The 24,050-nt window shown below is 66.3% G+C and carries 24 protein-coding genes; 19 read left to right on the top strand and 5 right to left on the bottom strand.

Translation table 11 applies throughout. From position 1 onward, the window contains the following. Nucleotides 1–630 precede the first annotated feature (630 nt). The 19 genes from ACT2FV_RS14695 to ACT2FV_RS14605 all read left to right on the top strand — a co-directional run bounded on the left by ACT2FV_RS14695 (nt 631) and on the right by ACT2FV_RS14605 (nt 18,873). Nucleotides 631–858: a hypothetical protein gene (locus tag ACT2FV_RS14695; RefSeq protein ID WP_151051307.1), complete on the top strand. Its 228-nt coding sequence runs from the start codon at nt 631–633 to the stop codon at nt 856–858. A gap of 97 nt (nt 859–955) precedes the next feature. Continuing rightward, complete coding sequence (locus ACT2FV_RS14690) at nt 956–1,138, top strand: Flp family type IVb pilin (RefSeq protein ID WP_151051309.1); 183 nt, start codon at nt 956–958, stop codon at nt 1,136–1,138. 168 nt (nt 1,139–1,306) lie between these two features. After that, complete coding sequence (locus tag ACT2FV_RS14685) at nt 1,307–1,513, top strand: Flp family type IVb pilin (RefSeq protein ID WP_151051311.1); 207 nt, start codon at nt 1,307–1,309, stop codon at nt 1,511–1,513. Nucleotides 1,514–1,544: 31 nt separating this feature from the next. Continuing rightward, nucleotides 1,545–2,084, top strand: coding sequence for an A24 family peptidase (locus ACT2FV_RS14680; RefSeq protein WP_444504182.1), 540 nt, complete (start codon nt 1,545–1,547; stop codon nt 2,082–2,084). Nucleotides 2,085–2,116: 32 nt separating this feature from the next. Continuing rightward, a complete protein-coding gene (locus ACT2FV_RS14675) occupies nt 2,117–3,517 on the top strand; it encodes an ATP-binding protein (RefSeq protein WP_151051315.1) in 1,401 nt (466 codons plus the stop codon). A gap of 35 nt (nt 3,518–3,552) precedes the next feature. Beyond that, nucleotides 3,553–4,398 (top strand): Flp pilus assembly protein CpaB, encoded by an 846-nt coding sequence (cpaB, locus tag ACT2FV_RS14670; RefSeq protein WP_124901871.1) that lies wholly within the window; start codon nt 3,553–3,555, stop codon nt 4,396–4,398. 115 nt (nt 4,399–4,513) lie between these two features. Next, a complete protein-coding gene (locus tag ACT2FV_RS14665; RefSeq protein ID WP_444504181.1) occupies nt 4,514–6,481 on the top strand; it encodes a type II and III secretion system protein family protein in 1,968 nt (655 codons plus the stop codon). 20 nt (nt 6,482–6,501) lie between these two features. Next, a complete protein-coding gene (locus tag ACT2FV_RS14660) occupies nt 6,502–6,801 on the top strand; it encodes a hypothetical protein (protein ID WP_059599670.1) in 300 nt (99 codons plus the stop codon). Nucleotides 6,802–6,826: 25 nt separating this feature from the next. Continuing rightward, nucleotides 6,827–8,098 carry a pilus assembly protein TadG-related protein gene (locus tag ACT2FV_RS14655; RefSeq protein ID WP_444504180.1) on the top strand — a complete coding sequence of 424 codons (1,272 nt, stop codon included), beginning with the start codon at nt 6,827–6,829 and terminating at the stop codon, nt 8,096–8,098. 13 nt (nt 8,099–8,111) lie between these two features. Beyond that, nucleotides 8,112–8,645, top strand: a complete 534-nt coding sequence (locus ACT2FV_RS14650; RefSeq protein ID WP_124627436.1) for a TadE/TadG family type IV pilus assembly protein — start codon at nt 8,112–8,114, stop codon at nt 8,643–8,645. Then, nucleotides 8,642–9,085 carry a TadE/TadG family type IV pilus assembly protein gene (locus ACT2FV_RS14645; RefSeq protein ID WP_059599667.1) on the top strand — a complete coding sequence of 148 codons (444 nt, stop codon included), beginning with the start codon at nt 8,642–8,644 and terminating at the stop codon, nt 9,083–9,085. Before ACT2FV_RS14650 ends, ACT2FV_RS14645 begins: the two co-directional genes overlap by 4 nt. A gap of 21 nt (nt 9,086–9,106) precedes the next feature. Further along, a complete protein-coding gene (locus ACT2FV_RS14640; RefSeq protein WP_151047696.1) occupies nt 9,107–10,315 on the top strand; it encodes an AAA family ATPase in 1,209 nt (402 codons plus the stop codon). Between the two features lie 19 nt (nt 10,316–10,334). Next, complete coding sequence (locus tag ACT2FV_RS14635; RefSeq protein WP_151047698.1) at nt 10,335–11,702, top strand: CpaF family protein; 1,368 nt, start codon at nt 10,335–10,337, stop codon at nt 11,700–11,702. Between the two features lie 33 nt (nt 11,703–11,735). Next, complete coding sequence (locus tag ACT2FV_RS14630) at nt 11,736–12,713, top strand: type II secretion system F family protein (RefSeq protein WP_444504179.1); 978 nt, start codon at nt 11,736–11,738, stop codon at nt 12,711–12,713. A gap of 38 nt (nt 12,714–12,751) precedes the next feature. Continuing rightward, entirely contained in the window at nt 12,752–13,738 is a 987-nt protein-coding gene (locus ACT2FV_RS14625; RefSeq protein ID WP_444504178.1) for a type II secretion system F family protein, read from the top strand. 162 nt (nt 13,739–13,900) lie between these two features. After that, nucleotides 13,901–14,305, top strand: coding sequence for a hypothetical protein (locus ACT2FV_RS14620; protein ID WP_444504177.1), 405 nt, complete (start codon nt 13,901–13,903; stop codon nt 14,303–14,305). A gap of 340 nt (nt 14,306–14,645) precedes the next feature. Beyond that, nucleotides 14,646–17,378, top strand: coding sequence for a xanthine dehydrogenase family protein molybdopterin-binding subunit (locus tag ACT2FV_RS14615; RefSeq protein WP_444504176.1), 2,733 nt, complete (start codon nt 14,646–14,648; stop codon nt 17,376–17,378). Beyond that, nucleotides 17,375–17,893: a (2Fe-2S)-binding protein gene (locus ACT2FV_RS14610; protein ID WP_059599660.1), complete on the top strand. Its 519-nt coding sequence runs from the start codon at nt 17,375–17,377 to the stop codon at nt 17,891–17,893. The genes ACT2FV_RS14615 and ACT2FV_RS14610 overlap by 4 nt, the downstream gene beginning before the upstream one ends. Next, on the top strand, nt 17,890–18,873 hold the full coding sequence (locus tag ACT2FV_RS14605) for a hypothetical protein (protein ID WP_444504175.1): 984 nt from the start codon (nt 17,890–17,892) through the stop codon (nt 18,871–18,873). The genes ACT2FV_RS14610 and ACT2FV_RS14605 overlap by 4 nt, the downstream gene beginning before the upstream one ends. 223 nt (nt 18,874–19,096) lie before the next feature. Here ACT2FV_RS14605 and ACT2FV_RS14600 read toward each other — a convergent pair whose 3' ends face one another. The 5 genes from ACT2FV_RS14600 to ACT2FV_RS14580 all read right to left on the bottom strand — a co-directional run bounded on the left by ACT2FV_RS14600 (nt 19,097) and on the right by ACT2FV_RS14580 (nt 24,010). Next, nucleotides 19,097–20,056: a SphA family protein gene (locus ACT2FV_RS14600; RefSeq protein WP_444504174.1), complete on the bottom strand. Its 960-nt coding sequence runs from the start codon at nt 20,054–20,056 to the stop codon at nt 19,097–19,099. Nucleotides 20,057–20,089: 33 nt separating this feature from the next. Then, the gene (locus tag ACT2FV_RS14595) at nt 20,090–20,617 is read right to left on the bottom strand and encodes a flavin reductase family protein (protein WP_059599657.1); all 528 of its coding nucleotides are present in this window, start codon (nt 20,615–20,617) and stop codon (nt 20,090–20,092) included. 5 nt (nt 20,618–20,622) lie between these two features. Continuing rightward, complete coding sequence (locus ACT2FV_RS14590) at nt 20,623–21,861, bottom strand: styrene monooxygenase/indole monooxygenase family protein (protein ID WP_444504173.1); 1,239 nt, start codon at nt 21,859–21,861, stop codon at nt 20,623–20,625. Between the two features lie 66 nt (nt 21,862–21,927). Continuing rightward, on the bottom strand, nt 21,928–22,713 hold the full coding sequence (locus ACT2FV_RS14585) for an SDR family oxidoreductase (protein ID WP_444504172.1): 786 nt from the start codon (nt 22,711–22,713) through the stop codon (nt 21,928–21,930). Between the two features lie 67 nt (nt 22,714–22,780). Then, on the bottom strand, nt 22,781–24,010 hold the full coding sequence (locus ACT2FV_RS14580; RefSeq protein ID WP_444504171.1) for a dienelactone hydrolase family protein: 1,230 nt from the start codon (nt 24,008–24,010) through the stop codon (nt 22,781–22,783). Between the last annotated feature and the right edge of the window lie 40 nt (nt 24,011–24,050).

Genomic DNA, 24,050 nt, shown 5'->3' with positions numbered 1-24,050 from the left:
TGGCACTGTCCGGTGAATGCATTGTTGGAGAAAAAATCGTGTGACGCAAACCGCGGGCTGAATCGCGAAATGGCGATTCGACGGCGACATGGCCGAAAAGCGGGTTTTTACGTCTGAGAAATCCGTACCGGCGCAAATGATGTTTCTCGCTTGAAACATTCCGTGTTTTTCACCGGTCCCACGGTGTGCGGAATGCGCGTCGGGCGACGCGCGACCCGGATTCGGGAAAATCCCGAGAAAATTTTTTGGGGCCCTTGCACAGCACGACGGCGCCCTGCCGGCACGCGGCGCCGGCCGGCACGCGTATATCAAATCTGAAACATTTTGTGCGGCGCGCCGAAACCCGATCGACGGATGAATCGACGGAACCCTTGCTGCGCCTCGTTTTCCCTCCGGCTGGCCTGCTCTTTGCGTCAAGGTCCGCACGACAGTCGACGACGTGATGAACGACCGGTTGAAGCAACAGGCTGACAAGACCGGACTCAATCACCTGCGGAAAGCAACGGATCGAGGGCGCGTCGGGGAATACGCCGCCCAGGCCTTGGAAACCGCCGGAAACGTCGACCGGGCGAATAGGCGACGGCATCGTCCGCGCAAAAAGAATCACATGACAGCATTTGGGGAATAAAAATGAAAGACCAGAGCACGTCGCGGCTCGCATGCCGCGAAGAAGACCCGCAGTGGAATCGACGCGTCAGCGTCATCCGTTCAATCCGTATTCATGCCCGGGACGGTTATTTCGCCGTTCTGCTCGATCGCGCCATTCGCCAGATCGCAGCGCGCATGCATATCGCACGCATCAGCTCACCGACAATCGTTCGCCCGGCCAGGCTCGTACCCTGCCGTGTGCGTCGCTGAGCGCAGCATCCGAATCCTTGAGTTGTTCCGGCAGTACCCGCTCCCCGCGTCGATCCCCGACAACGGGTTTTTATAGTAGTGCGAAAGGAGAGTAGCCATGTCCACGTTCATCACGAAGATCCGCGGTTTCGTTCAAGACGAACAAGGCGTGACGGCCATCGAATACGGCCTGATTGCCGCACTTATCGCAGTCGGCCTCGTTGCAGCGCTGACGCTGGTCGGAAACGATCTCCAGACCGTCTTCAACACGATTGCAGACGATCTCAACGCGGCGGTCTGAATGGCGGGGCGGCGAACGGCGGGTCCGGCCCGTTCGTCGCCATCCCGTCGCTCGTGCAGGGCCGGACACTCAACCAACAGATGTCGAATGGAGCGAACGGCGGATGACTCGGCCGGTGCACTGCGCGAGTCTCCCCCGCTCTCTCGATCAACCGAATCGGAGGCTGTCATGCGGACCAGTGGACGTGCGGTAGCGGTATCGCGATGGATCGGCGACGAGCAGGGGGTGACGTCGATCGAGTACGCGCTGATCGCGGCAGTGTTCGCCACCATCGTGCTGGGAAGCGTGGTTACCCTGAAGGGTTCGGTTCAAGACGCGTACAACATGATCGCGGCAATCGTGACCGCGGCGGTCAATACCGCACTGGGTAAGTGATTCCGACTATTGCAGCCAATCGAGGTTCGCCATGTTGCCTGCCGCACTGCCTCACCCGGTCCCGTTGTGCGTGACGCTGCTCGTCGTCGTCGCGGCCAGCACGGACATCACGAGCCGACGCATCCCGAACCGGCTCGTCGCGATCGGGCTGGCCGGCGCGCTGATCGCCCAGTGCGCGCTGCACGGGGTCCAGGCGGGCGCACTCGCGTGGCTTGCCGGCGCGGCGACCGGCTTCGGCATGCTGCTGCCGTTCTATCTGATGCGCGGAATGGCTGCAGGCGACGTGAAGCTGATGCTGGCGATCGGCGCATGGGTCGGCGCACAGATGGCGTTCTACATCGTGCTGGCCACGTTTCTGGCCGGCGGGATCGGCGCGATCGGCCTTGTGCTGCTGCGCGGGCGCCTGCGCCAGATGTGCGCGAACGTCAGGGCGCTGATCGCGCATCGCTCGATCCGCGCGTATGCAGGGGCGACCGACGGCCCCATCGAAGCTGCGTCGGTCGGCGCGTTGCCGTATGGCGTGGCAATTGCCGCCGGCACGCTGGGCATGCTGTTCGCTTCGTGCGTCTAGCGCGACGAACCCGCAACGAGGATGAAACGCACATGAACACGATCCCCACCGAACCGAAGCGCGACGCGCAGGTTGCACACCTGCCGCATCCGTCGCCGTTGCGGGAGGCGCATGCGAAGCCGGGCACGCAGTTGCCTGCCGCGCCGCGCTCGCTCGAGGAAACCGGACTGAGCCAGCCATTCGTCGCAGGGCTCGTGCTGAAGTCGACGCTGGTGCTCGGCCGTCCGTCTTACGGCGACCTCATCGAGCGCCACTGCCTGCCGCTCGCGGTGCTCGACGACGTCTTCGCGTTCCTGGTGCGCGAGCATCTGGTCGAACTCACCCATCGCGGCAAGACGGATCTCGACGTGACGTTCCGCCTGACCGACGCGGGCCGCGTGGCAGCACTCGAGGAGTGTGCGCGCAGCACGTACAGCGGGCCCGCGCCGGTGACGCTCGACGCGTATCTCGACTGCGTGTCCACCCATTCGGTGCGCAAGCTGCACGTGGCTCAGAACGACGTGTGGGCCGTATTCGAAGGCATCGTGATGGACACGTCGGTACTCGACTCGGCGGCCGCCGCGCTGAACTCCGGCCGTCCGCTGCTGATCTACGGCCCCGCCGGCAGCGGCAAGACCTTCCTCGCCGAGCGGCTCGGCGCGTTGATGGGCGGTCACGTACCGGTGCCGTATGCGATCTATGCGGCCGGGGAAGTCATCCAGATCCACGATCCGCTCGTGCATGTCGACGCGCCGTTGCAAACGGAGGGACAGTCGGTCGATCGCCGCTGGCGCCTGTGCGAGCGGCCGGTCGTGATGTCCGGCGGCGAGTTGACGCTTGACGAACTCGACCTGCGCCGCGATGACGCGGCGGGCTTCTACCAGGCGCCGCCGCACATGAAGGCGAACATGGGCATGTACATCATCGACGATCTCGGCCGCCAGCGTGTCGAGCCGCGCGACCTGCTCAACCGCTGGCTGCGTCCGCTCGATCGAGGCGTGGATTTCCTGACGCTCGAATCCGGCAATCGATTCGTGCTGCCGTTCGACGTCTGGCCGGTGTTCTCGAGCAACCTGGCGCCGGAACAGTTCGCCGACGACGCATTCCTGCGCCGGCTCGGTTCAAAGCTTCACGTCGGCGCGCTGTCGATCGACCACTACCGCGCGGTGTTCGACGCCGCATGCGAGTCGCTCGGACTGGTGTCGACGCAGGACGCCTTCGACTATCTGCTGCACCGGCTGCACCTGCCGACCGGCAAGGCATATCTCGCATGCTTCCCGATGGATCTGCTGCGCCTGGTCGCCGCCGGCGCGCGGTATCGCGGCGATCCGCTCGAGGTGACGCACGACGCGTTGCATGACGCATGGGCCAGTTATTTCGGCACCGCGCCCGAGCGCGACGGCGGATATCTGCCGCCTGCCGAGCACGGCGGTCACACGCACATAACCGGTTGAGCCGTTTCTTTCACGATTCGTTGAGGAGCATTGCCATGAAAAACAGTCGAGCGCTCATGATGCTGATCGTCGCGATGGTCGCGGGCCTTGCCGCGGTCGTGTTCGCGTCCCGCTGGTTGATGAATACATCCAGCAGCTCGGTCACGTCGGTCGCGGTGGCGACCACCGACCTGAACCTGGGCGAGCCGCTCGGGCCGAACCAGATCCGCATGGTGAGCTGGCCGTCGGGCAGCGTGCCGACCGGCGCGTTCACCGACACGAAGGAACTCGAAGGGCGCGTCGTGCGTACGAGCCTCGCACGCGGCGAACCGGTGATCGAGTCGAAACTCGCGCCGGTCGGCACGAAGGGCGGGCTGTCCGCCGTGATCGCCGACGGCAGCCGTGCGATCACGGTGCGGGTGAACGACGTGGTGGGCGTCGCGGGCTTCGCGCTGCCGGGCAACTACGTCGACGTGATCGTCAACACGCAGGAACAGCAGGGCAAGACCGACGGGCAGAGCATCTCCAAGATCGTGCTCGAGCACATCCTGGTGCTGGCCGTCGCGCAGCAGGTCAGCCGCGACGATACCGCACCGAAGGTCGTCAACGCGGTGACGCTCGAAGTCACGCCCGATCAGGCCGAACGCCTCGACCTCGCGCGCAGCGTCGGCACGCTGTCGCTCGTGCTGCGCAACCAGGTCGACCAGAAGACGCTGACGACCGATGGCGCGACCAAGCTGACGCTGCTCGGCAAGGCTCCGGTACCCGACGCGACGCCCGCACCGGTACACGAACGCGTACGGACCGTGCGCGTGCACGTTGCGTCGCACGCGGCACCGGACGCACGGCACGATTGTGTAGGCGTGCTGACCGGGGTACGGGGCAGCGTCGAATGCTTTTGAAACCGTAGAACACACATCCAGATAAACAGATTAACCAGATCGGCCGCCGTCAGGGCACGGCGGCCTTGGAAGTCGACAACCGGCCGCTCGCCGGTCACTCGGGGGATCAGACGAAATGAAGATCAATCCGCAATATTCAGGTACCGGCCCGGTGCGCACGCGTATCGCACGGGGCACGATGATGGCCGCGATCCTGTGTACGGGGTGGCTGACGGTGTACAGCGCGCTGGCCCAGGAAGGCGCGGAATCGGCTGCGCTGATGAAGGGCGGCGCGAGCGCGCCGGCTGCCGTCGCCAAGGGGCCGATGCAGATGACGATCAGCATGGCGCCGGCGCCTGCCGCCGCGGCTGCCGCATCGGCGGGCCCGCTGCGCGGACCGAACTGCGTGGGCGCCGTGCGCGAGTCGACCAGCGTCAGCGTGCCGCTCGGCAAGTCGCTGCTGGTGCCGATGCCGGAGCCGGTCCGCAACCGGACCATCGGCAACCCGGCCGTCGCGCAGGCAACGATGGTGTCGCCGCAGACGCTCTACATCCTCGGGATGTCGGTCGGCACCACCAACATGATCGTGCAGGGCAGGAGCGGCGCGTGCCGCGTGATCGACGTTGCGGTCGGCGCGGACGCCGGCGGCCTGCAGGCATCGCTGGCGCAGCTGATGCCGGACGAGCACGCCATCCACGTATCGAACGCAGCCGGCACGATCGTGCTGGCGGGCACCGTGTCGAGCTCGCAGGCCGCGCAACAGGCCGTGCAGATCGCACGGGCCTACAGCGAGAGCACCGGCGAGGGGGGCGGCACTGGCAAGGGTGGTGGCGTGCTGAACATGCTGAACGTGACGTCGCCGCAGCAGGTGATGCTCGAAGTGAAGGTTGCCGAAGTGTCGAAGACGCTGATCAACCAGTTGGGCAGCGCGTTCAACATCCAGGGCGGGTTCGGCTCGTGGAGCGGCGCGCTCGTCAGCAACCTGCTCGCGGGCGTTGCGAGCGGTGCGATCTTCAACAAGGCGAACAACAAGCCGTTCAGCATCGCGGCCGATGCGCAGAACACCGACAACCTCGTCAAGATCCTCGCGGAGCCGAACCTCGTGACGATCAGCGGCCAGGAGGCGACGTTCCTCGCCGGCGGCAAGATCTTCATCCCGGTACCGCAGAGCAGCGGCACCGGCACGTCGTCGATTACCCTGCAGGAAGAGGAGTTCGGCGTCGCGCTGAAGTTCACGCCGACGGTGCTCGCGAACGGCCGGATCAACCTGAGGGTCGCGCCGGAAGTGTCGGAGTTGTCGCAGACGGGCGTGACGCTGAGCGCGACCAACATCGGCGGCACGTCGATCCTGCCGCTGATCACCACCCGGCGCGCGTCGACGACGGTCCAGATGGCCGACGGCGAATCGTTCGCGATCGGCGGGCTGATCAAGGACAACGCGAGCGGCGCGCTGAAGGCGATTCCCGGCGTCGGCGAGGTGCCGGTGCTCGGCGCGCTGTTCCGCAGCACGTCGTTCCAGCAGGACCGCACCGAGCTGATCTTCGTGATCACGCCGCACCTGGTGAGGCCGCTGCAGACCGCCGACCTGCCGCTGCCGACCGACAGCTTCTCGAAGCCCAACGAAGCCGACGTGTATGCGACCGGCAACATGGAAGGGCGCAAGGGTGTCCGCAAGGCGGGCGCGCAACCGGCGAACGGCGCGATGGATGCACCGCAGACGCCGGCACCTGCTCCCGCGCCGCAATCGGCTGCACCGGCCGCACCGGCCGCCGCGCTGCCCGCTCCGCGTGCGCCGCAGCCCGCCGACACACCGGCACCGGTGCCGGCGCAGCCTGAGAAGCCGGCGGCTGCAGCGGCCGCCGCGGCAGGAGCGGTGAACGCCGAGCCGGCGCATGCCGCGCAGTCGCAGCCGAAACCGCAACCGCAGGCCGATGCGGCCAGCGCGGCACGGATCGCGCGCATCGAAGCCGCTGCCGCGCGTCTCGCGGCGGCTGGCTCCGACACGCCGGCCAAACCCGCGCCGCATTCGAAGAACAGTCTGCCGGCCGCCGCCCACGCGCAGATCGCGCGGGCGAATGCGGAACCCGCGTCCACCGATCGTTGAAGCCATCCAAGGGGAAGCTCATGAAATCCGCCTACCTCGTATTCGTGCGCCGTGCGGCGCTCGCCGTCCCGCTCGCGTTCGCGCTTGCCGGCTGCATGTCGTCGACGCCGGTGTGGGACAGTCGCTTCGGCGACTCGGTCCGCGCCGTCACGCAAGCCCAGATCATCGATCCGCATGCCGCCGAACACGCGGCCTCGCGCCCGGGGGTCGACGGCAGCGCCGCCGCGGCCGCGCTCGACAACTACGACAAGTCGTTCAGGCAGCCCGAGCCGAAAGCCAATGCATTCGTGATCGGGATCGGCAAGTCGTCGGGCCAATAACACAGGCACGCTCAGGGAGAACGCCATGTCCAGCGCAGCTCGTCATCCGAAACTCACGCGTCGAGGGTTGCATCGCCAGCAAGGCGCCGTCGCGATCATAGTCGGTCTCGCACTGGCGGTGATGATCGGATTCGTCGGTCTCGCGCTGGACCTCGGCAAGCTGTACGTCACGCGCAGCGAACTTCAGAACAGCGCCGACTCATGCGCGCTGTCCGCTGCGCGCGACCTCACGTCGGCCATCAGCCTGCAGGTCGCGGAAGCGGACGGCATCGCCGCCGGCCACTCGAATTTCGCCTTCTTTCAGCAGAACGCGGTGCAGATGCAGACGGATTCGAACGTCACGTTCAGCGATTCGCTGACCAATCCGTTTCTGACGAAGACGGCGGTCGCCACGCCGGCGAACATCAAGTACGTGAAGTGCACGGCGCAGCTGACCAACATCGCGCACTGGTTCATCGAGGTGCTCAACACGATTCCCGGTGTGCAGGTCGCGAACGCGGCGCAGGTCTCGGCCAGCGCGATCGCGACGGTGGGCGCCGGGCAGACCACCTGTGCGATACCGGTGTTCGTGTGCCGCGCGGCGGCCGCCGCGCCGTACAAGGTCGGTGACTGGATCTCGTCGCCTTCCGGCTCGTCGTCGACGTACGGGCCCGGCAACTTCGGCTGGGCCGCGCTCGACGGTTCGACCAACGAAACGACGATCGCCAGCGAACTGTCTGGCAATACCTGCAACATCAAGTCGCCGCCCACCCTCGGTTCGACGGGCCTGAAGTCCGCGTCGCTGCGCGCGTGGAATACCCGCTTCGGCATCTATACGAACGGCGCCAACGGCTCGAGCGGCCAGCCGGACTTCACAGGCTACGCATACGTCGGCCCCAAATACGGGCCGCCGGGAACCGCGGGTATCGTCGGCGACGCGTACAAGCAGTTCGTGCTCGATCGTGCGAGCTTCAAGTCCTACCAGGGCGACGGCGCGCCGCCCGCCGGCAGCGGCATCGCGACCAAAGGGACCGCCACGGCAAGCAACTATCAGACGTTCGGTGGCGACCGCCGGGTCGCGCTCGCCCCCGAGGGCGACTGCTCGACGCTGCAGGGCGCAAGCAACCAGCTGACCGTCACGCAGTGGGACTGCGTGCTGATGCTGGATCCGCTGCCGTTCAGCCCGGGCGCCGGCGGGGTGGTCGCGCATCTCGAATACCTCGGCTCGGCGTCGTCCGGCAGCACGCCTTGCGCGACGCACGGTTTGCCGGGCAACGGCAGCTCGATCGGCCTCAAGGTGCCGATGCTCGTTCAATAGAGGAGACGCGATCATGAAAAGGCTCCCGATTCGCCGGTCGCGCATGCGCGGTGTCGCCGCGGTCGAGTTCGCGCTCGTGCTGATGCCGATGATCGTGCTCGCGACCGGTGTGGCCGAGTTCGGCCGCGCGATCTATCAGTACGAGACCCTCACCAAGGCGACGCGCGACGCGGCGCGCTACCTGTCGGTCTATCTGCCGGCCGACAGCGCGTATCCGCTCGCGGCGGCGCAGTGCCTGGTCGTCTACGGCAACACGACCTGCGGGTCTGCCGGCACCGAGCTGGTGCCGGGGCTCACGACATCGATGGTGATCGTGTGCGACGCCGCGCATTCGAGCGATTGCGCCGACGCATCCGATCCACCGCAGTTCGCGAACCTGCCGACCTATGACGCGACCAACAACGCGGCAAGCGGCACGGCGACCGGCAGCATCAACGTCGTCGAGGTGAAGGTGAAGGGCTATAAGTACCAGCCGATTCCGGCCTACCCGGGGCTGTCGTCGATCACCTTCGGCAACATCGTCACCGTGATGAGGCAAGTGTCATGAACCCGCGCTCCTGTCTGCCGTCGCGCCGTCGCGCACAACGCGGCGCGACGATCGTCGAATTCGCGCTGATCGCATCGATCCTGATGATGCTGCTGATCGGCGTCTTCGAATTCGGGCGCGTGCTGTTTTACTGGAACACGGCGGCCGAGGCCATCCGGCTCGGCGCACGCACGGCGATCGTCTGCGACGTGAACGCCGCCGGCGTCGTGAAGCGCGTGAAGTCGCTGATGCCGATGGTGTCGAGTGCGAACGTGTCGGTGAGCTACACGCCGTCGGGCTGCGACGTGAGCTCCTGCTCGTTCGTGACCGTCAGCATGACCAACTTCACCGTCAAGACGATGATTCCGCTCGCGAGCGTCTCGATCACGATGCCGCCGTTCACCACGACGCTGTCGCGTGAAAGCCTGAATTCATCCACGGGCGGCACCGCCTGTCAATAATCGAACCGACGAGGCACAGCCATGATCAATATCCTCGTAGCTGCCGACGATACCGCCCGGCTCACGCAGATCGCGCGCCTGGTCACCGACAGCGGACACTATCGCGTGACACGCGCGCATGGACGATCGTCGCAGATCGAGAATCGAACGGACGGACTCGATTCATTCGACATCCTGCTGATCGACGGCGCGACGACCGATGCGACCGAGCTGTCGGCGCTCGAGCGCATCTGCCGGCTGCACCCGAGCCTGACCTGCATCCTGGTGACGGCCGACGCGGCGCCGAACGTGCTGCTGGACGCGATGCGCGCCGGCGCGCGCGACGTGCTGCAGTGGCCGATCGACCCCACGGCGCTGGCCCGTGCGCTCGAGCGTGCCGCCGCGCAAAGCACGCGACGCGACGCCGAAGATACGCGCTTCGTGTCGTTCATGTCGTGCAAGGGCGGCGCGGGCACGAGCTTCGCCGCGAGCAACGTCGCGTACGAGATCGCTGAAGGATATAAGCGCCGCGTGCTCCTGGTCGATCTGAACCAGCAGTTCGCGGATGCCGCGTTCCTCGTCAGCGACGAGACGCCGCCGTCGACGCTGCCGCAGCTGTGCGCGCAGATCGAGCGACTCGACGGCGCGTTTCTCGACGCGAGCGTCGCGCACGTGACGCCGACCTTCCACGTGCTGGCCGGCGCGGGCGACCCGGTCAAGGCCGCGGAGATGCGCGAGGATGCGCTCGAATGGATCCTCGGCGTCGCGGCGCCGCGCTACGACTTCGTGATCTTCGACATCGGCGTGAGCATCAATCCGCTGTCGATGATCGCGCTGGATCGCAGCGACCAGATCCAGCTCGTGCTGCAGCCCGCGATGCCGCACGTGCGCGCGGGCCGCCGGCTGCTCGAGATTCTCGTGTCGCTCGGCTACCCGACCGACCAGATGCGGCTGGTGGTGAACCGGATGACACGCGCGAGCGAACGGTCCCGCACCGCGCTCGAGGAAGTGCTCGGCCTGCATGCGAGCAGCACGATACCCGACGACGCCGATACCGTGCGCGAGGCGCTCGACCTCGGGCATCCGGTCTCGCGCGTCGCACGCAGCGCAGCGGTTACGCGTGCGTTACAGGCCTGTGCGAAGCAGATCGTCGAAGGGGACGTGCGCACCAGGCACGACGCGTCCAGCAGCGAACCGTTGATGTCCCGGCTGTTCGGCCGCAAGGCCACGCCGAAGCTCAAGTCCATGTGAATCTTTCGGGGAAACTATCATGTCATTGCGCGAACAGATGTCCTTGTACCGGACGCAGCCCCAGGCGACGAGCACCGATCCGGCGGGTGCGACGCATTCGTCGGTACGCGACGCGTACCAGAGGCTACGCCGTGAAATTCACGCGGCGGTTCTTGAACGGGTCGAGCTGGAGCGTCTGTCACGCCTGCCGCAGGAACAGGTGCGGCAGGAAATCTCGGCGCTGATCTCGCGCATCCTCGACGAGGAGCGCATGCCCGCGAACGACATCGAGCGGCGCCAGCTCGCGATCGACGTGTACGACGAGATGTTCGGTTTCGGCCCGCTGGAGGCGCTGCTGCGCGACCCCGGCATCTCCGACATCCTCGTGAACACGTACCGGCAGGTCTATGTCGAGCGCGCCGGCCAGCTCGAGCTGACCGACGTGACGTTCTACGACGACGCGCACCTGATGAAGGTGATCGAGAAGATCGTGTCGCGGGTCGGGCGGCGCATCGACGAATCGACCCCGATGGTCGATGCGCGTTTGCCGGACGGCTCGCGCGTGAACGCGATCATTCCACCGTCGGCGATCGACGGGCCGCTGATGTCGATCCGACGTTTCGCGGTCAACCCGCTGAAGATGGACGACCTCGTGAGCTACCAGAGCCTCACGCCGCCGATGGCGGAGCTGCTCGATGCGCTGGCCAAGGCGAAAGTGAACGTGCTCGTGTCGGGGGGGACCGGCAGCGGCAAGACGACGCTGCTCAACATCCTGTCGGGCTTCATCCCGCGATCGGAGCGGATCGTGACGATCGAGGACGCAGCGGAGCTGCAACTGCAGCAGCCGCACGTGCTGCGGCTGGAAACGCGGCCGCCGAACATCGAGGGCAAGGGCGAGATCACGCAGCGCACGCTCGTGCGCAACGCGCTGCGGATGCGGCCGGACCGGATCATTCTCGGCGAAGTGCGCGGCGCGGAAGCGCTCGACATGCTCAATGCGATGAACACCGGCCACGAAGGCTCGCTCGCGACGATCCACGCAAACACGCCGCGCGACGCGCTCACGCGGCTCGAGAACATGATCAGCGTCGGCGGCCTGACGCTGCCGCCGAAGACGATGCGCCAGCAGATCGCGTCGGCGATTTCGGTGGTGGTCCAGGCGACGCGGCTTACCGACGGCAAGCGCAAGATCGTCAGCATCCAGGAGCTGACCGGGATGGAAGGCGACATCATCAACATGCAGGAGATCTTCACGTTCAAGCGCACCGGCATGGATCGCGACGGGACGGTGCGCGGACACTTCTGCGCGACCGGCGTGCGGCCGAAGTTCGCCGAGCGGCTGCAGTCGTTCGGCATCAACCTGCCGGATTCACTCTACGACCCGGCGCAGCGTTACGAGACGAAGTGACGACGCGCCGTCGTCTGATTCCGGGGAGGTCTCATGGACTCGATATTCTATGGTTTTGTGATTCTCACCTTCGTCGCGGTGGTGCTCGCGATCGAAGGTGTCTATCAATGGTGGAACTCACGCCACGGTGCCGCGGCACGCCGGATCGAGTCGCGCCTGCGCGCGATGTCGGCCGGCGGCAGCGTGCAGCAGGAGCGACTGTCGATTCTCAAGAAGCGGATGCTCGACGAATCGAAACCGTTCGACCGGCTGTTGCTGCGTATGCCGCGCGTGCAGTCGGTGGATTTGCTGCTGCAGCAATCGGGGCTCGACTGGACGGTGGCGAAGCTCGTCGTGTACAGCGCGGCATTGCCGGTGACGGTGATGCTCGTCCTGCTGTTCACTCCGTTGCCCCTGATCGCCATGTTGCCGATTGCGCTGCTGACCGCGTGCATGCCGGCAATGTACGTGATGCGGCATCGCAACCGGCGGATGCTCAAGCTCGAGCGCCAACTGCCGGATGTCTGCGACATGATCGCGCGCGCGCTGCGCTCCGGCCACTCCTTTACGAGCGCGCTCGGGATGGTCGGCGAGGAGTTTCCCGATCCGATGGGCGGTGAATTCCGGATCACGTTCGACGAGATCAATTACGGCGTATCGCTGCACGATGCGCTGGTGAACCTCGCGACACGCGTGCCTGCCCATGACCTGCGCTACTTCGTGATCGCGGTGCTGATCCAGCGCGAGACCGGTGGCAACCTGGCCGAGCTGCTCGACAGCATCGCATCGCTGGTTCGCGAGCGCTTCAAGCTGTTCGACAAGGTCCGCGTGCTGTCGGCGGAAGGGCGGCTGTCGGCCTGGATCCTCGGGCTGCTGCCATTCGGCACGGCGGGCATGATGGCGGTGTTGAACCGGGAGTTTCTGTCGGTGCTCTGGCAGGATCCGGCCGGCATCAAGATGGTCGGAGTGATGCTGGGGTCGATGGCATTCGGCATGCTGTGGATCCGACGCATCATCCGGATTCGCGTCTGACGCGTGTCTCAGGCTTCACGAACCGATTCGAGGCTGTCATGCAAAACCTGAGCGTAGTACATACCGTGATGCTGGCCGGCTTGTTCATCTTCGTCGCCGGCGGCGTGCTGGTCGCGATGCTGCTGTTTGCGCCGCGCAACATGGAGCGCCGGATCCAGCAGGCGAGCGGAGCAAGTGTGGGCATCGGCGCCGGCGCCGGCGCCGGCGCCGGCGACGGCGGCGGGCAGCCGTCGCGCTGGGTCGCGAAGCTCGTCGAGCTGTCGCAACCGATTTCCCGGCTGTCGGTGCCGCAGGAGGGCTGGGAGAATTCACCGCTGCGGATCCGGCTGATGAACGCCGGCTGGCGCGATCCGAACGCGGGCGCGCTTTACTTCGCGGCGAAGACGGTACTCGCGTTGGCGCTGCCGGGCGCCGCGCTGCTGGCGCTCGCCACGACCCGGCTCGCGGATCAACGCATGCTGCTGTCGTTCATCCTCGTCGCGCTCGCCGGGATCGGCTACTACGTGCCGAACGTGATCCTCAGGCGGCGGATCGCGACGCGTCAGCGAGTGATTTTCGAGGACTTTCCGGATGCGCTCGACTTGATGACCGTCTGCGTCGAAGCAGGGCTCGGGCTCGACGCGGCGCTGATGCGGGTGAGCGAGGAACTGCGCTTTCGCAGCGAAGTGGTCGCGGGTGAACTCGACTTGCTGCTGCTCGAGATGCGTTCCGGGTTCACGAAGGAAACCGCGCTGCGCAATCTGGCACTGCGGACCGGCGTCGAGGATATCGAATCGTTCTGCGCGATGCTGATCCAGGCCGATCGCTTCGGCACCAGCATCGCCGAATCGCTGCGCGTGTTGTCCGACATGCTGCGCACGCGGCGGCGGATGCGCGCCGAGGAGCGCGCCGCGAAGATCGCGCTGAAGCTGCTGTTCCCGCTGATCTTCTGCATCTTCCCGGCGCTGATGTGCGTATTGCTCGGGCCGGCGATGATTCATGTGTATCGCGTGCTGCTGCCGACCTTCACCAGTATCGGGCAGTAAGCAGCGGCGCGGGACTGCCGCGCGAACCGGATGTACGTGCCGACCGGGTATTGCCGGCCGGCACGGTCACCGTCTTCATGGGAGGCTCCTTCTCCCCCCGGGCGGCGCCGCGAGACAGGTCGATCATAGCGGCGTCAACGCAACCCGGACCCATGGTCGACCATGGAGACAGCCGTAGTCCACTGCCCGCGCGGGTGGCCCCCTACGACTAACCTCGAACGCAGTCGCGGCGGCGCGCCGACCGGACTGAAAGCCGATCCGACAGGTCCGATCTGCACGGCTGAATCCATCCGTGTCGATAACGCGAGCGATTGTTTACCGAATTGCCGGCCGGCGCAGGCAGTCGCCGCCCGGCCGCAGCGCCCTCGGGCCGCCAGCGGTGGCATGCGTCAGCCGATGACGCGGCACGTATCGACGGATGCCGCTGCCGATGTGCGCGTCATCGTGCCCGAAAATCTCCTTGAAATCGTCGATTCGAATTTCTACGATTATTCAAAATCAGGCTTGAATGACGCTGCGAACGGGACGATCGCCCCGCGTCGCGGAAAGAACGAACACAACGCCTGAAATTGAAGCGGCTGCCCGACGATACGGGCAACAGGCCAGTCAAGCACGATCGGGGCCGGGGGAATCATGAACGAACACGCAGCGCGATGCACGCCGCCTGACGCTTCATCGAGCAGGCGCCCACCCGCGTGGACCGAACCCGCGATGCCGCCGGGCTACGGCGCGCGTCGTCTCCCTCCCGATTACTAACAGCCGGCGCGCGCAACCGCGCCCGGAACACCGCTTTCTCACCGACATCCTGTGCACCGACGCACACGCGTATCGGGCCGCTCGCGGCCGGCGTGGCGACGCACGTCGCGCACTCGACGACCGACATAACAATTCGAACGAGGGACGCAGCATGGCCATCCGTGTGCCAGTGACACGCCGGACGTTTCTGAAGCTCGCCGGCAGCGGCGCCGTTGTCGCCGTTTCGGTTACGCATTTACCGGCACTCGTACTCGCCGCGGGCGAGACGCAGGCCGATGCGGACGGCCCGAGCTGGGCACCGGTGCCCGGAAAGGCGCGCTGGCGCATCGATGGCGTGCCGAAGGTAATGGGCCAGAAGATCTACGCGCGCGACTTCAAGTCCCGCGACTTCGTCGGCTGGCCGCAGCAGGAAAACTGGCTTTATGCGCTGCGCTGCGACCGGGTCGACGCGGTGTACCAGGGCTACGATCTCGGCGTGCTGCCGCACGAACTGCAGCCGATCGCCATTGTCGACAACGCGTTGCTGAGCGCGCGCAAGATCAATCTTGCACCGCGGCCCGACCCGATCGCGAACCAGGACATCTACTGGCTCGCGCGGGTGGGTCATCCGGCGGACTGCTACGGCCAACCGGCCGCGCTGTTGATCTTCGAGAACTTCGATATCTATCGTCGCGCGAGGAAGCTGCTCGATTTCAATCGCGGCGTGATCCGCTACGGCGCGCCGGTCGGCACCGGCCAGGCCGCACCGGTCGTGCCGTATTCGCCCGTGACCGTCTACGTGCGCGACGACGCACGGCGGTTCAACTACGTCGACAACTACGAGGCCGACAGCACCGGCAAGCCGACCGCGAAGTATCTGGAGGAACGCGAGGCGGCGGTCGCCAACATCGATGCGACGATTGCCCACCACGCGGCCGCCGGCACGTGGATCGGCATTCGGGCGACGGGCGACGACGGGTTCGAGACGCCGGCGATGGATCCGATGTTCATGGAGCCCGAAGCGGGACTCGCATGGTACGACGCGTCCGCCTCGAAGATGAGCCTCGTTCTCGGCACGCAGTCGGCGAACGACGATGCGATCGGTGCGTGTGCGCTGTTCGACGGCAGCAACGTCCCGGTCAAGGAGGCCCAGGTCATCGCGTGCTACCCGGGCGGTGGTTTCGGCGGACGCGACAAGTCCTATTTCCCGCTGTATCTGGCCCTTGCGGCGCCGTTCGCGAAGGGCGCGCTGCGTTGGCAGCAGTCACGCTACGAGCAATTCCAGGTTGGCCTGAAACGCTGCGAGACGCAGTTCTCCGAATCGCTGTGGTTCGACCGCCGCGGCAAGCTCGAAGCGATCACCTGCGATTTCCTGATGAACGGCGGCGGGAAGAAGAACCTGTCGCCGTACGTCGCGCAGCTTGCCGCGTTGAGCGCGATGAGCTGCTACGAGATTCCGCGGGCACGCGCGCAGGCCGCGTCGACCTACACGCGGGAAGTCTTCGGCGGCTCGCAGCGCGGCTTCGGCGGGCCGCAGGCGTTCATGGCGATCGAGACGCTGATGGACGAGGCTGCACGCCGGCTAGGGATGTCGCCGTTCGAGATCCGGCGCGCCAATCTGCTCGGCAAGGCGCCCGCTCTCGGCAAGGGCCGCGCGATCACGGGCGCGCCGATCCTGTTCGACCTGCAGCTGGACGCGCTGCTCGACCGGCTCGAACGTCATCCGTTATGGCTCGAGCGTGAGCAGATTCGTGCCGAGCGCAGCGCGCGCAGCCTCCGCTACGGTGTCGGCCTCGCGATGGCGAACGAAGCGTACGGCACCTCCGGCGACGGCATGTTCGGCATGGTGCAGATCCTGCCCGACGGCAACCTGCGAGTGGTCACGCCGTACACCGACATGGGCAACGGCGCGGCCACGACGCTCGGTCTCGCGCCGGCCGAGTTTCTCGGGCAAAACGCGCAAACGATTGCGATGAGCGAGATCGGACCGTTCAACTCGCTCGGGTTGCAGCGTTCGAGCAATCCGCCTGACGACAGCAAGTACGTGTGCTACACGTACGGCTCGTCGAGCGCCTGTCTCGGCGCATTTCATCAGTACCACGCGGTCAAGGGCGCCGCGCAGGTGCTGTTTCTGCAGAGCGTGCTGCCGGCCGCGCGCGCATGGTGGGGCGTACCCGTGCGTGCGGAGGACGTGCACTGGACCGATCGCGCACTCGCCGCGAACGGCCTCACACCGATTTCGTGGGCGACGCTGCTCGGCACGATCAGGAAGCTCGGCCTGCAGACGACCGCGGCCGTGCATGCGAGTTATGCCGGGTATTTCTGGAAGGGAACCTATCCGTTCGCGTCCGGCAGTGCGCAGATCGACTACGACTACGTGGCGGTCGGCCTCGATCCGTATCACCTGACGCCGTTGAAGCGCGTGCTGCAGCCGCCGCCGATCAATACGACACTTTACGGGCGCACGACCTATGCGCCGTCGGCGACGCTCGTCGCGGTGTCCGTCGATTCGGCGACCGGGCGCGTGAAGGTCGAACGCGTGGTGACGGCAGTGAGCGTCGGCCGGCAGTTGTCGCCGGAGCTCGTCGAAGGGCAGTCACAGGGCGCGGTCGCGATGGGTATCGGCAACGTGTTGACCGAAACGTGTCCGCTGGGGCCGGACGGGCCGGGCGGCGGCCGATGGAATCTGGATCGCTACGAGGTCACGCGGCTGCCGGACATCCCCGTGCAGGAGCTGATCGCCTTACCGCCGCCCGGCGGCGATCCCGCGAATGCACGCGGCATCGCGGAAGCGGTGATGTGTCCGATCGCGCCGGCGCTGCTCAATGCGCTCGCGATGGCGACGGGGCGGCGGTTCCGGGTGACGCCCGTGACGCCGGAGAAGATTCGGGAGGCACTGCAATGAGCAATCCGGTCCGGATGATCATCAACGGCAAGCCCGTCGAAGCGGACGCGGCCGACGCGGACATGAACCTCATCGACTTCCTGCACGAGCGGCAGGACCTGACGGGCACCAAGCTGTGCTGCGGCATCGGCGTGTGCCGCGCGTGCACGGTCGGCGTGCGCAATGCGCCCGATGCGCCGATGGAAAAGACGCTGTCGTGCTCGACCCCGGTCAGCGCGATGGCGGACATGCACGTGTACACGATCGAGGGGCTCGCGCAGGGTGGCGCGCTGTCGCCGCTGCAGCAGAGTTTTCTCGAGTCGTTCGCGTTCCAGTGCGGCTACTGCGTGTCGGGTTTCCTGATGGCCGCGACCGCGATGCTCGATCATCTGCGCGCGCAGCCGGTGCACGAGCGCGATCTGGACGCGATGATCGAAACATGGGTGGGCGGCAACATCTGTCGTTGCACCGGTTACGTGAAGTACATCGAGGCCATTCGCAAGGTGGCGATACGCTACACGAAGGGGGCGGCATGACGATGAGAACCTGCGTCGTCGTGCTGGCGACGATGCTGGCCGCGCCGGTCGTGCCGGTTGCGCTCGCGGCGGCAAACGGCGATACGTCGCTGCACGAGTATGCGCAGCGGTGCACCGACGAGATCGGCGAGATTCCCGCGTTCGACTGCAATGACGGCACCGATGTGCCGATCACCGTCAACGGCCGCGTGCCCGTGCGCTACGCAGCACACATGACGTGCGATCGCCCGGCGCTATTGCCCTATGACGCGCCGACGTCCGGACAGTGCACACCGTATTCGAAGATCCTCGACCTGTCGCATGGCGACACGCAGATCTCGGCGTTTTGCCGCCGCAAGCAGATCCGCGCGAATCGGAGCCCGTATTACGACGAAGTCGACATCGTGCTGCATCATGCGGGCAACGGCAAGACCTGCTGGTTTCATGCGGAGCAGGGCGGCACAGCCGGCATGAACGCGGCGCGCGTGCCGCCGCCGAACGAGACGACGCCGCCGCCCGGCCATCCGTCCGCGGCGGAGTTCTGGTGGAAGCCGGCCGCGACCGCGACGAAGCGCTGCGTGTCGTGTCATGACGCGAGCCCGGTCATGTACAGCCCGTGGATCGGCCAGGTCTGGAGCAAGGTGCCGACCGATCCGTGGGGCAAGTACGTGAATCTCGGCGCCGACTTCGCGTCGTGGACGTCGCACGCGATCAGCACGCCGGGCAATACCTGCATCGGCTGTCACCGGATCGGCGATCAGAACAGCTGCAAGATCTACGTGCCGCTCGCGGCCGGTTTGCTGCCGCCGCCGAAGGGAAGCAACGCGCGTGCGAGCCGGTATCCGATGACGCATTGGATGCCGATCGACAACAACAAGAGCCTGTATGAATGGAATGCGGCGAACGCGAAGTCGGTGAGCGACCTGCTCGAATGCTGTTCGGCGCGCGGCAAGGACGATCCGAAGTGCAGTTTCACGCCGGCGGCGCAGGCGGCCAAATAGGTCGCGCGCGGGTTGCGCGCCGGACTGCCACGGCGCCTCTCGCTTGCCCCATCGGCGGCCTTGCCGGGCTCGCCCACGACGATACGCGCGGATCGCCTCGGCCGGTGCAGCCGCGGTCATGTGATGCGCCGGCCGATGAGCGATGCGCGAGAAAAACCGGGGTAGTAGAAGTTGCCATCCGTCATACGTACCCGCGGTGCTGCGTCACGCGTCGGTGTTTCGCCTACTGAAAGTGATGCACGTACCGCAGCACCATCCGCGAACCCTGCGGCCGGTTACGGGCATGGACTTCGAAGTACGCGTTGAACATCAGGTGATCCTGGGGCGAGAAGCTGTACATTGCACCGGGTCCGATCGCCAGCACGGCTTCCCGCGTGCCGGACACATCCTGACCGTTCACCTTCATGTCGGTGGTCTGGCGCAGCCAGTAGCCGTTCAGACCCAGCCGCAGCCCGGGCCGCACTTCATACTCGGTCGCAAAGTTCGCATGAACGGCCTGGCCGGCCTGCGTCGACGTCACGTCCGGCCCGAGCGCGGTCGCCGGCTCGTGATTGGTCGCATTCCACAAATAGTGCAGACGCCACGACACGGTCCACTTCGGCGTGATCCAGAACGTCGCGGCCCAGTACGGATCGAACGACCAGAAATGGCTGCCCGGATTGATCGCGCGCGTTGGATCGTATGCACCGGTCGGCGCAATGAACTGGAACTCCAGCCGCTGCGCGAAGCGCGGCCCCTGCGCGCCCATCACCGGATCGAACTGGATGAACGGTCCGACCAGCAGGTCGCCGAATCCGGCACGCGAATTCAGCGCGACGTTGCCGATTCCGTCGTTCGTATGCACGGAGGCCACCCACGGCAGGATCACGTCGAGCCCCGGATGCATGCCGCCGAACGTCAGCGGCGACTGGTAGACGAGCTGGCTCAGCCCCGCGAACAGGTCGATGTCCTGCTTCGGCAGCCCGACCTTGTTGCCGGCGTTGTCGTTGACGCGTCCGGCGGTGTAGTACTCGAGATACTGCGTGCCGTACCAGCCGGAGCCGGCTGGCGGCATCCCGTCGAGGAAGCTGGTCATCCCCAGGTTGACCGACGGCAGGTCGGTCGCATGCGCCGGCGCGGGGCCGGTCAGGCCGACTAACCCGAGACCTGCGATCGCAAGCAGGCGAGAGCCGAATTTCATCATCACCACCTCCTGAATATTTATTTGTATAACTAATCAAACGGCGCGAGAAAGATCGGGATGTGCGGAGATCGCGCGATACTGGCCCGCATGGAACACGAGCGGCGCCTTTCCGAACGCATCGAACTGCTCGATCTGTCCGATGAACAGCAGATGGTCGCCGCCTTCGTAATGGCCCACGTTGCGGCACACGAAACGCGCGCTCGCGCCGTCGAGACAGGGTACGCCGCCCGCATCGGCCTCCACGTGCGACACGCCGTCGAACTTGTCGGCGCTCGGTGTCGCGAAACGGCGCGACAGCTCGATCTGGTCGTGCGCGAGGATATTGATCGCGAAGTGCGTGGCCGCGACGAAGTCCGGGCGGCTCGGCGCGACCTTGCGCAGGCTCCACAGCACGAGTGGCGGGTCGAGCGACAGGGACGAGAACGAATTCGCGGTGAGTCCGACCTTGCGCCCGTCCGGCGAACGCGTCGTGATCACGGTGACGCCGGTCGGAAACTGCCCGAACGCGGCGCGCAGTTGCTGCGGGTCGAGGCCCGAAATGCAGGTCGCGGTGGTGTCCATGTCGCTTACTCCGAACGTGCGGCGTGGTCGCGGATCAGCGCCGCACAGGCCGACGGTTCGAACCACCACGGCGCGAACTGGCGCGGATCGTCGAAGCCATTGACGAGCGTCGCGGCCAGCGACGGCAACTGGCCGGCGGCACCGAGCAGTTCGAGGATGTGCGGCGGCGGCGGGGTGAGCAGCGAGTTGGTCCAGCGCACGACGTGCTGCGCATAGGACCAGTAGCGTTCGAACGTGTCGTGCATCCAGCTTTCGTCGAACGGCTGGCCTTCGCGTGCGAGGATGGCGTCGCCGTATACCTTCGCGCATTTCGCCGCATTGTTCGAACCCTGGCCGGTGATCGGATCGTTGACGACCACCGCATCGGCCATGCCGAATACGGTTCGGCCAGACGGCAGGCGGAAGAACGGCTTGCGCACGGTCGGCGTGAAGCGGCCGGACAGCGTGCCGTTCGGATCGGTGAGCTCGACGTCGCGGCAGCGCTCGAATTCCCACGGCACATACTGCTGCAGGAACGACAGGCTGCGGTCGAGATGCTGCTCGGGCGTCTTGACGTCGGCCCAGCAGTCGAGCGGGCCGCCGGGGATTCCTTCGAACACCATGATTTCGCACGGGCCCGTCGTCGTCAGTGCGGGGAAAACGAAGTATTCGCCGATGCCGGGCAGGAGGTTGAAGCGCACGCGCGAATACGGCTGGCTCGGCGTCATGCCTTTCACGTAGGTGAGCGCAAGCGCGCGTTGCGGGCGCTCGAATGCGCTGCGTGCGTCGTCGCGGCCCAGCAGGTGCACGATTTCGCCCTTTCCGGCCGCGAGCAGCACGAGATCGTGGCTGAGCGCGAGGTCCTCGAGTTCCGGCACGCCGACGTCGCAGATGCGCACGTCCGCGCCGCGGCGCCGGATCGCGTCGAGCCAGTCGGCCATCTTCACGCGCTGGTCGACCGATTGTGCGTAGCGGGTCAGCCGCGACGACCAGTCGATTGCCTTGCGGCCGTTGCCTTCCGGATGCGGCACCGCGATGCCGATGCCTTCGACGGTCGGGCACGCTTCTTCCCAGGTGTTCAGGCCGAGATCGCGTTCGATCTGCAGTGCGGTATGGAACATGCACTGGCTCGACATGACCTTGCCGGCGCGGATCTGTTCCGCGTCGCGGTTGGTCGCGAGCGTGACGTGATAGCCCTGGTCGAGCAGCGTGAAGGCGAGTTGCAGGCCGGCCTGGCCGGCGCCGACGATAGCGATGCGTTTCATGATGAAATCCTTGGTAGAACGAATTGCATGAGGCGAAGTATGGGCGGGGCGAGAAGCGGCTGCCGGTTATTCGGCCAGCCGCGGAATCGCCGGCACCGCCTGCTCGGGGCCCATCGCGGAGTAGCCGCCGTCCACCGCGTAGTCGGCGCCCGTCACGAAGCTCGCCGCGTCGCTGCACAGGAACGTGACGACCTGCGCGACTTCCGACGGATCGCCCACGCGCCCGAGCAGATGAAACGGCGCGGCCACGCGGTCTGTCTTCGCGCGGTCGCCGTGCGTGAGCTCGTCCATCACGCGCGACCACGTCCATCCCGGCGACACCGAGTTGACGCGAATCCGGTCGCCGGCGAGATCCATCGCCATGCTGCGCGTGAGCTGGCGCATCGCGGCCTTCGAGGTCGGATAGAGCCAGCGGCCGGTCTGTGCGCATTGCGCGGAGATCGAACTGAAGTTGACGATCGCGCCGCCGCGCCGCTTCAGAAACGGATGAACGGCCTTGACCAGCATCGCGGCCGAAACGACGTTAACGTCCATCGCCGCCAGCCAGTCGTTGCGCGTGGCCTGGATCCCGTTGTCGACGTAGCTGCAGGCCAGGTTGATCAGCAGGTCGATCGCGCCGAAGCGTTCGGCGATCGCCGACACCGCTCGGTCGATCGCGCGGTCGTCGGTGATGTCGGTTGCGATGAACATCCCGCGTTCGCCGAGCGTGTCGGCGACGCGCGCGCCGTTTTCCGCATCGAGATCGAGGATCGCGACGCACGCGCCGGCGCGCCCGAGGTCCTGCGCGACGGCAGCGCCGATCAGCGTGGCGCCGCCGGTGACGATCGCGACTTTGCCAGCAAGGGAAGTCATGGTGTGTCTCCTGGAATGATTGAGTGAAGGCGGCGCGCGTTGCGCGCGCCGCATGCGTATCCGTCGATCACGCGCTGTCGTGCCAGCGCTGCATCAGCCTGTTCGACGGCACGGTTTCGTCGAGCAGCTTGCGCGCCGTTTCGACACCGGCAACGGGCAGCCCGGCCGCGTCGAGCAGGCCGATCTGCACGAGCACGCTCGCCTGGTCCCAGTAGATGTGTTCGTGATACAGCTTGTCGCCGCGGAACTTGACGATCGCGACGAGCGGAATCTCGACACGCTTGCCGGTCGGCGCGACGCCGGGCAGCATCCAGTCGATCTCGGTCGTGTGCGTGAAGCAGAACAGCAGTTCGTCGACGATCTGGCTCGCGCCGACCGTGCGCGAGATCGGCGTGATCGTCGTGTCCGGCGGGTTCGCATGCACGAAGTGATGCGTGTAGAAGCGCTTGAGCTCGTCGTAGCCCACGCCGCCCGTCAGCGTCGGAATATGGTTCACGTAAGGCTGCGCGACCATCGTGGCCATCGTCGCGTCGACGTTGCGCGTGTCGAACTCGTGCCGGAGGTGTTCTTCCCACAGGGCGGACAGATCGTAGTGCGGGCCGAGCGCCGCGCGGAACGCGGCGATCGCGCGCTGGTGCGCCATGACCGCGGCGGCCTTGTCGAAATGATCGCCGCCGACGCGCGCGAACGCATGATCGACACCCGGGTAGACGTACACTTCGACGCCGTCGCGGCCGGCCAATGCAGCGGCGATGCGCTGCTGCGCGTCGGGCGGGCAGAAGCGGTCCTGCGCGGCGATCTGCAGCACGAGCCGGCCGCGCAGATGGGCGGCTTCGTCGAGCGCGTGCTCGATCCCCACGCCGTAATAGCTGACGGCGGCGGCCACGTCCGGCAGCCGGCACGCGGCGAGATACGCGAGCTTGCCGCCCAGGCAGTAGCCAAGCACGCCGGCCTGGCCCGTGCATTCTGGCCGTTGCATCAGCACGGCCAGCGCGGCGGCGATGTCCTCGACGCCCTTGTTTTCGTCGTACTCGCGGTACAACGCCATCGCGCGCTCGAAGTCGGCCGCCGTGTAACCGAGTTCGATGGCGGGCGCCTGGCGCCAGAACAGGTCGGGCACGAGCACCGTGTAGCCTTCCTCGGCGTAGTAATCGGCCACGTCGCGCATCGTCGCGTTCGCGCCGAAGATCTCGTGACACAACACGATACCCGGCCCCGTGCCGCCGGCCGGCGTGCTCAGGTATGCGCGAAACGTCCCGCCGTCCGGCGACGGGATGTCGATGTGTCGTCCTTGCATGTGTCCCTCCGTTCTGTTCGTGACTGGCATGGGCCCAGTA

The sequence above is a fragment of the Burkholderia sp. PR2 genome, from assembly GCF_052372875.1.
Lineage (GTDB): Bacteria > Pseudomonadota > Gammaproteobacteria > Burkholderiales > Burkholderiaceae > Burkholderia > Burkholderia diffusa.
This window is presented reverse-complemented; position numbering and strand designations above follow the sequence as displayed.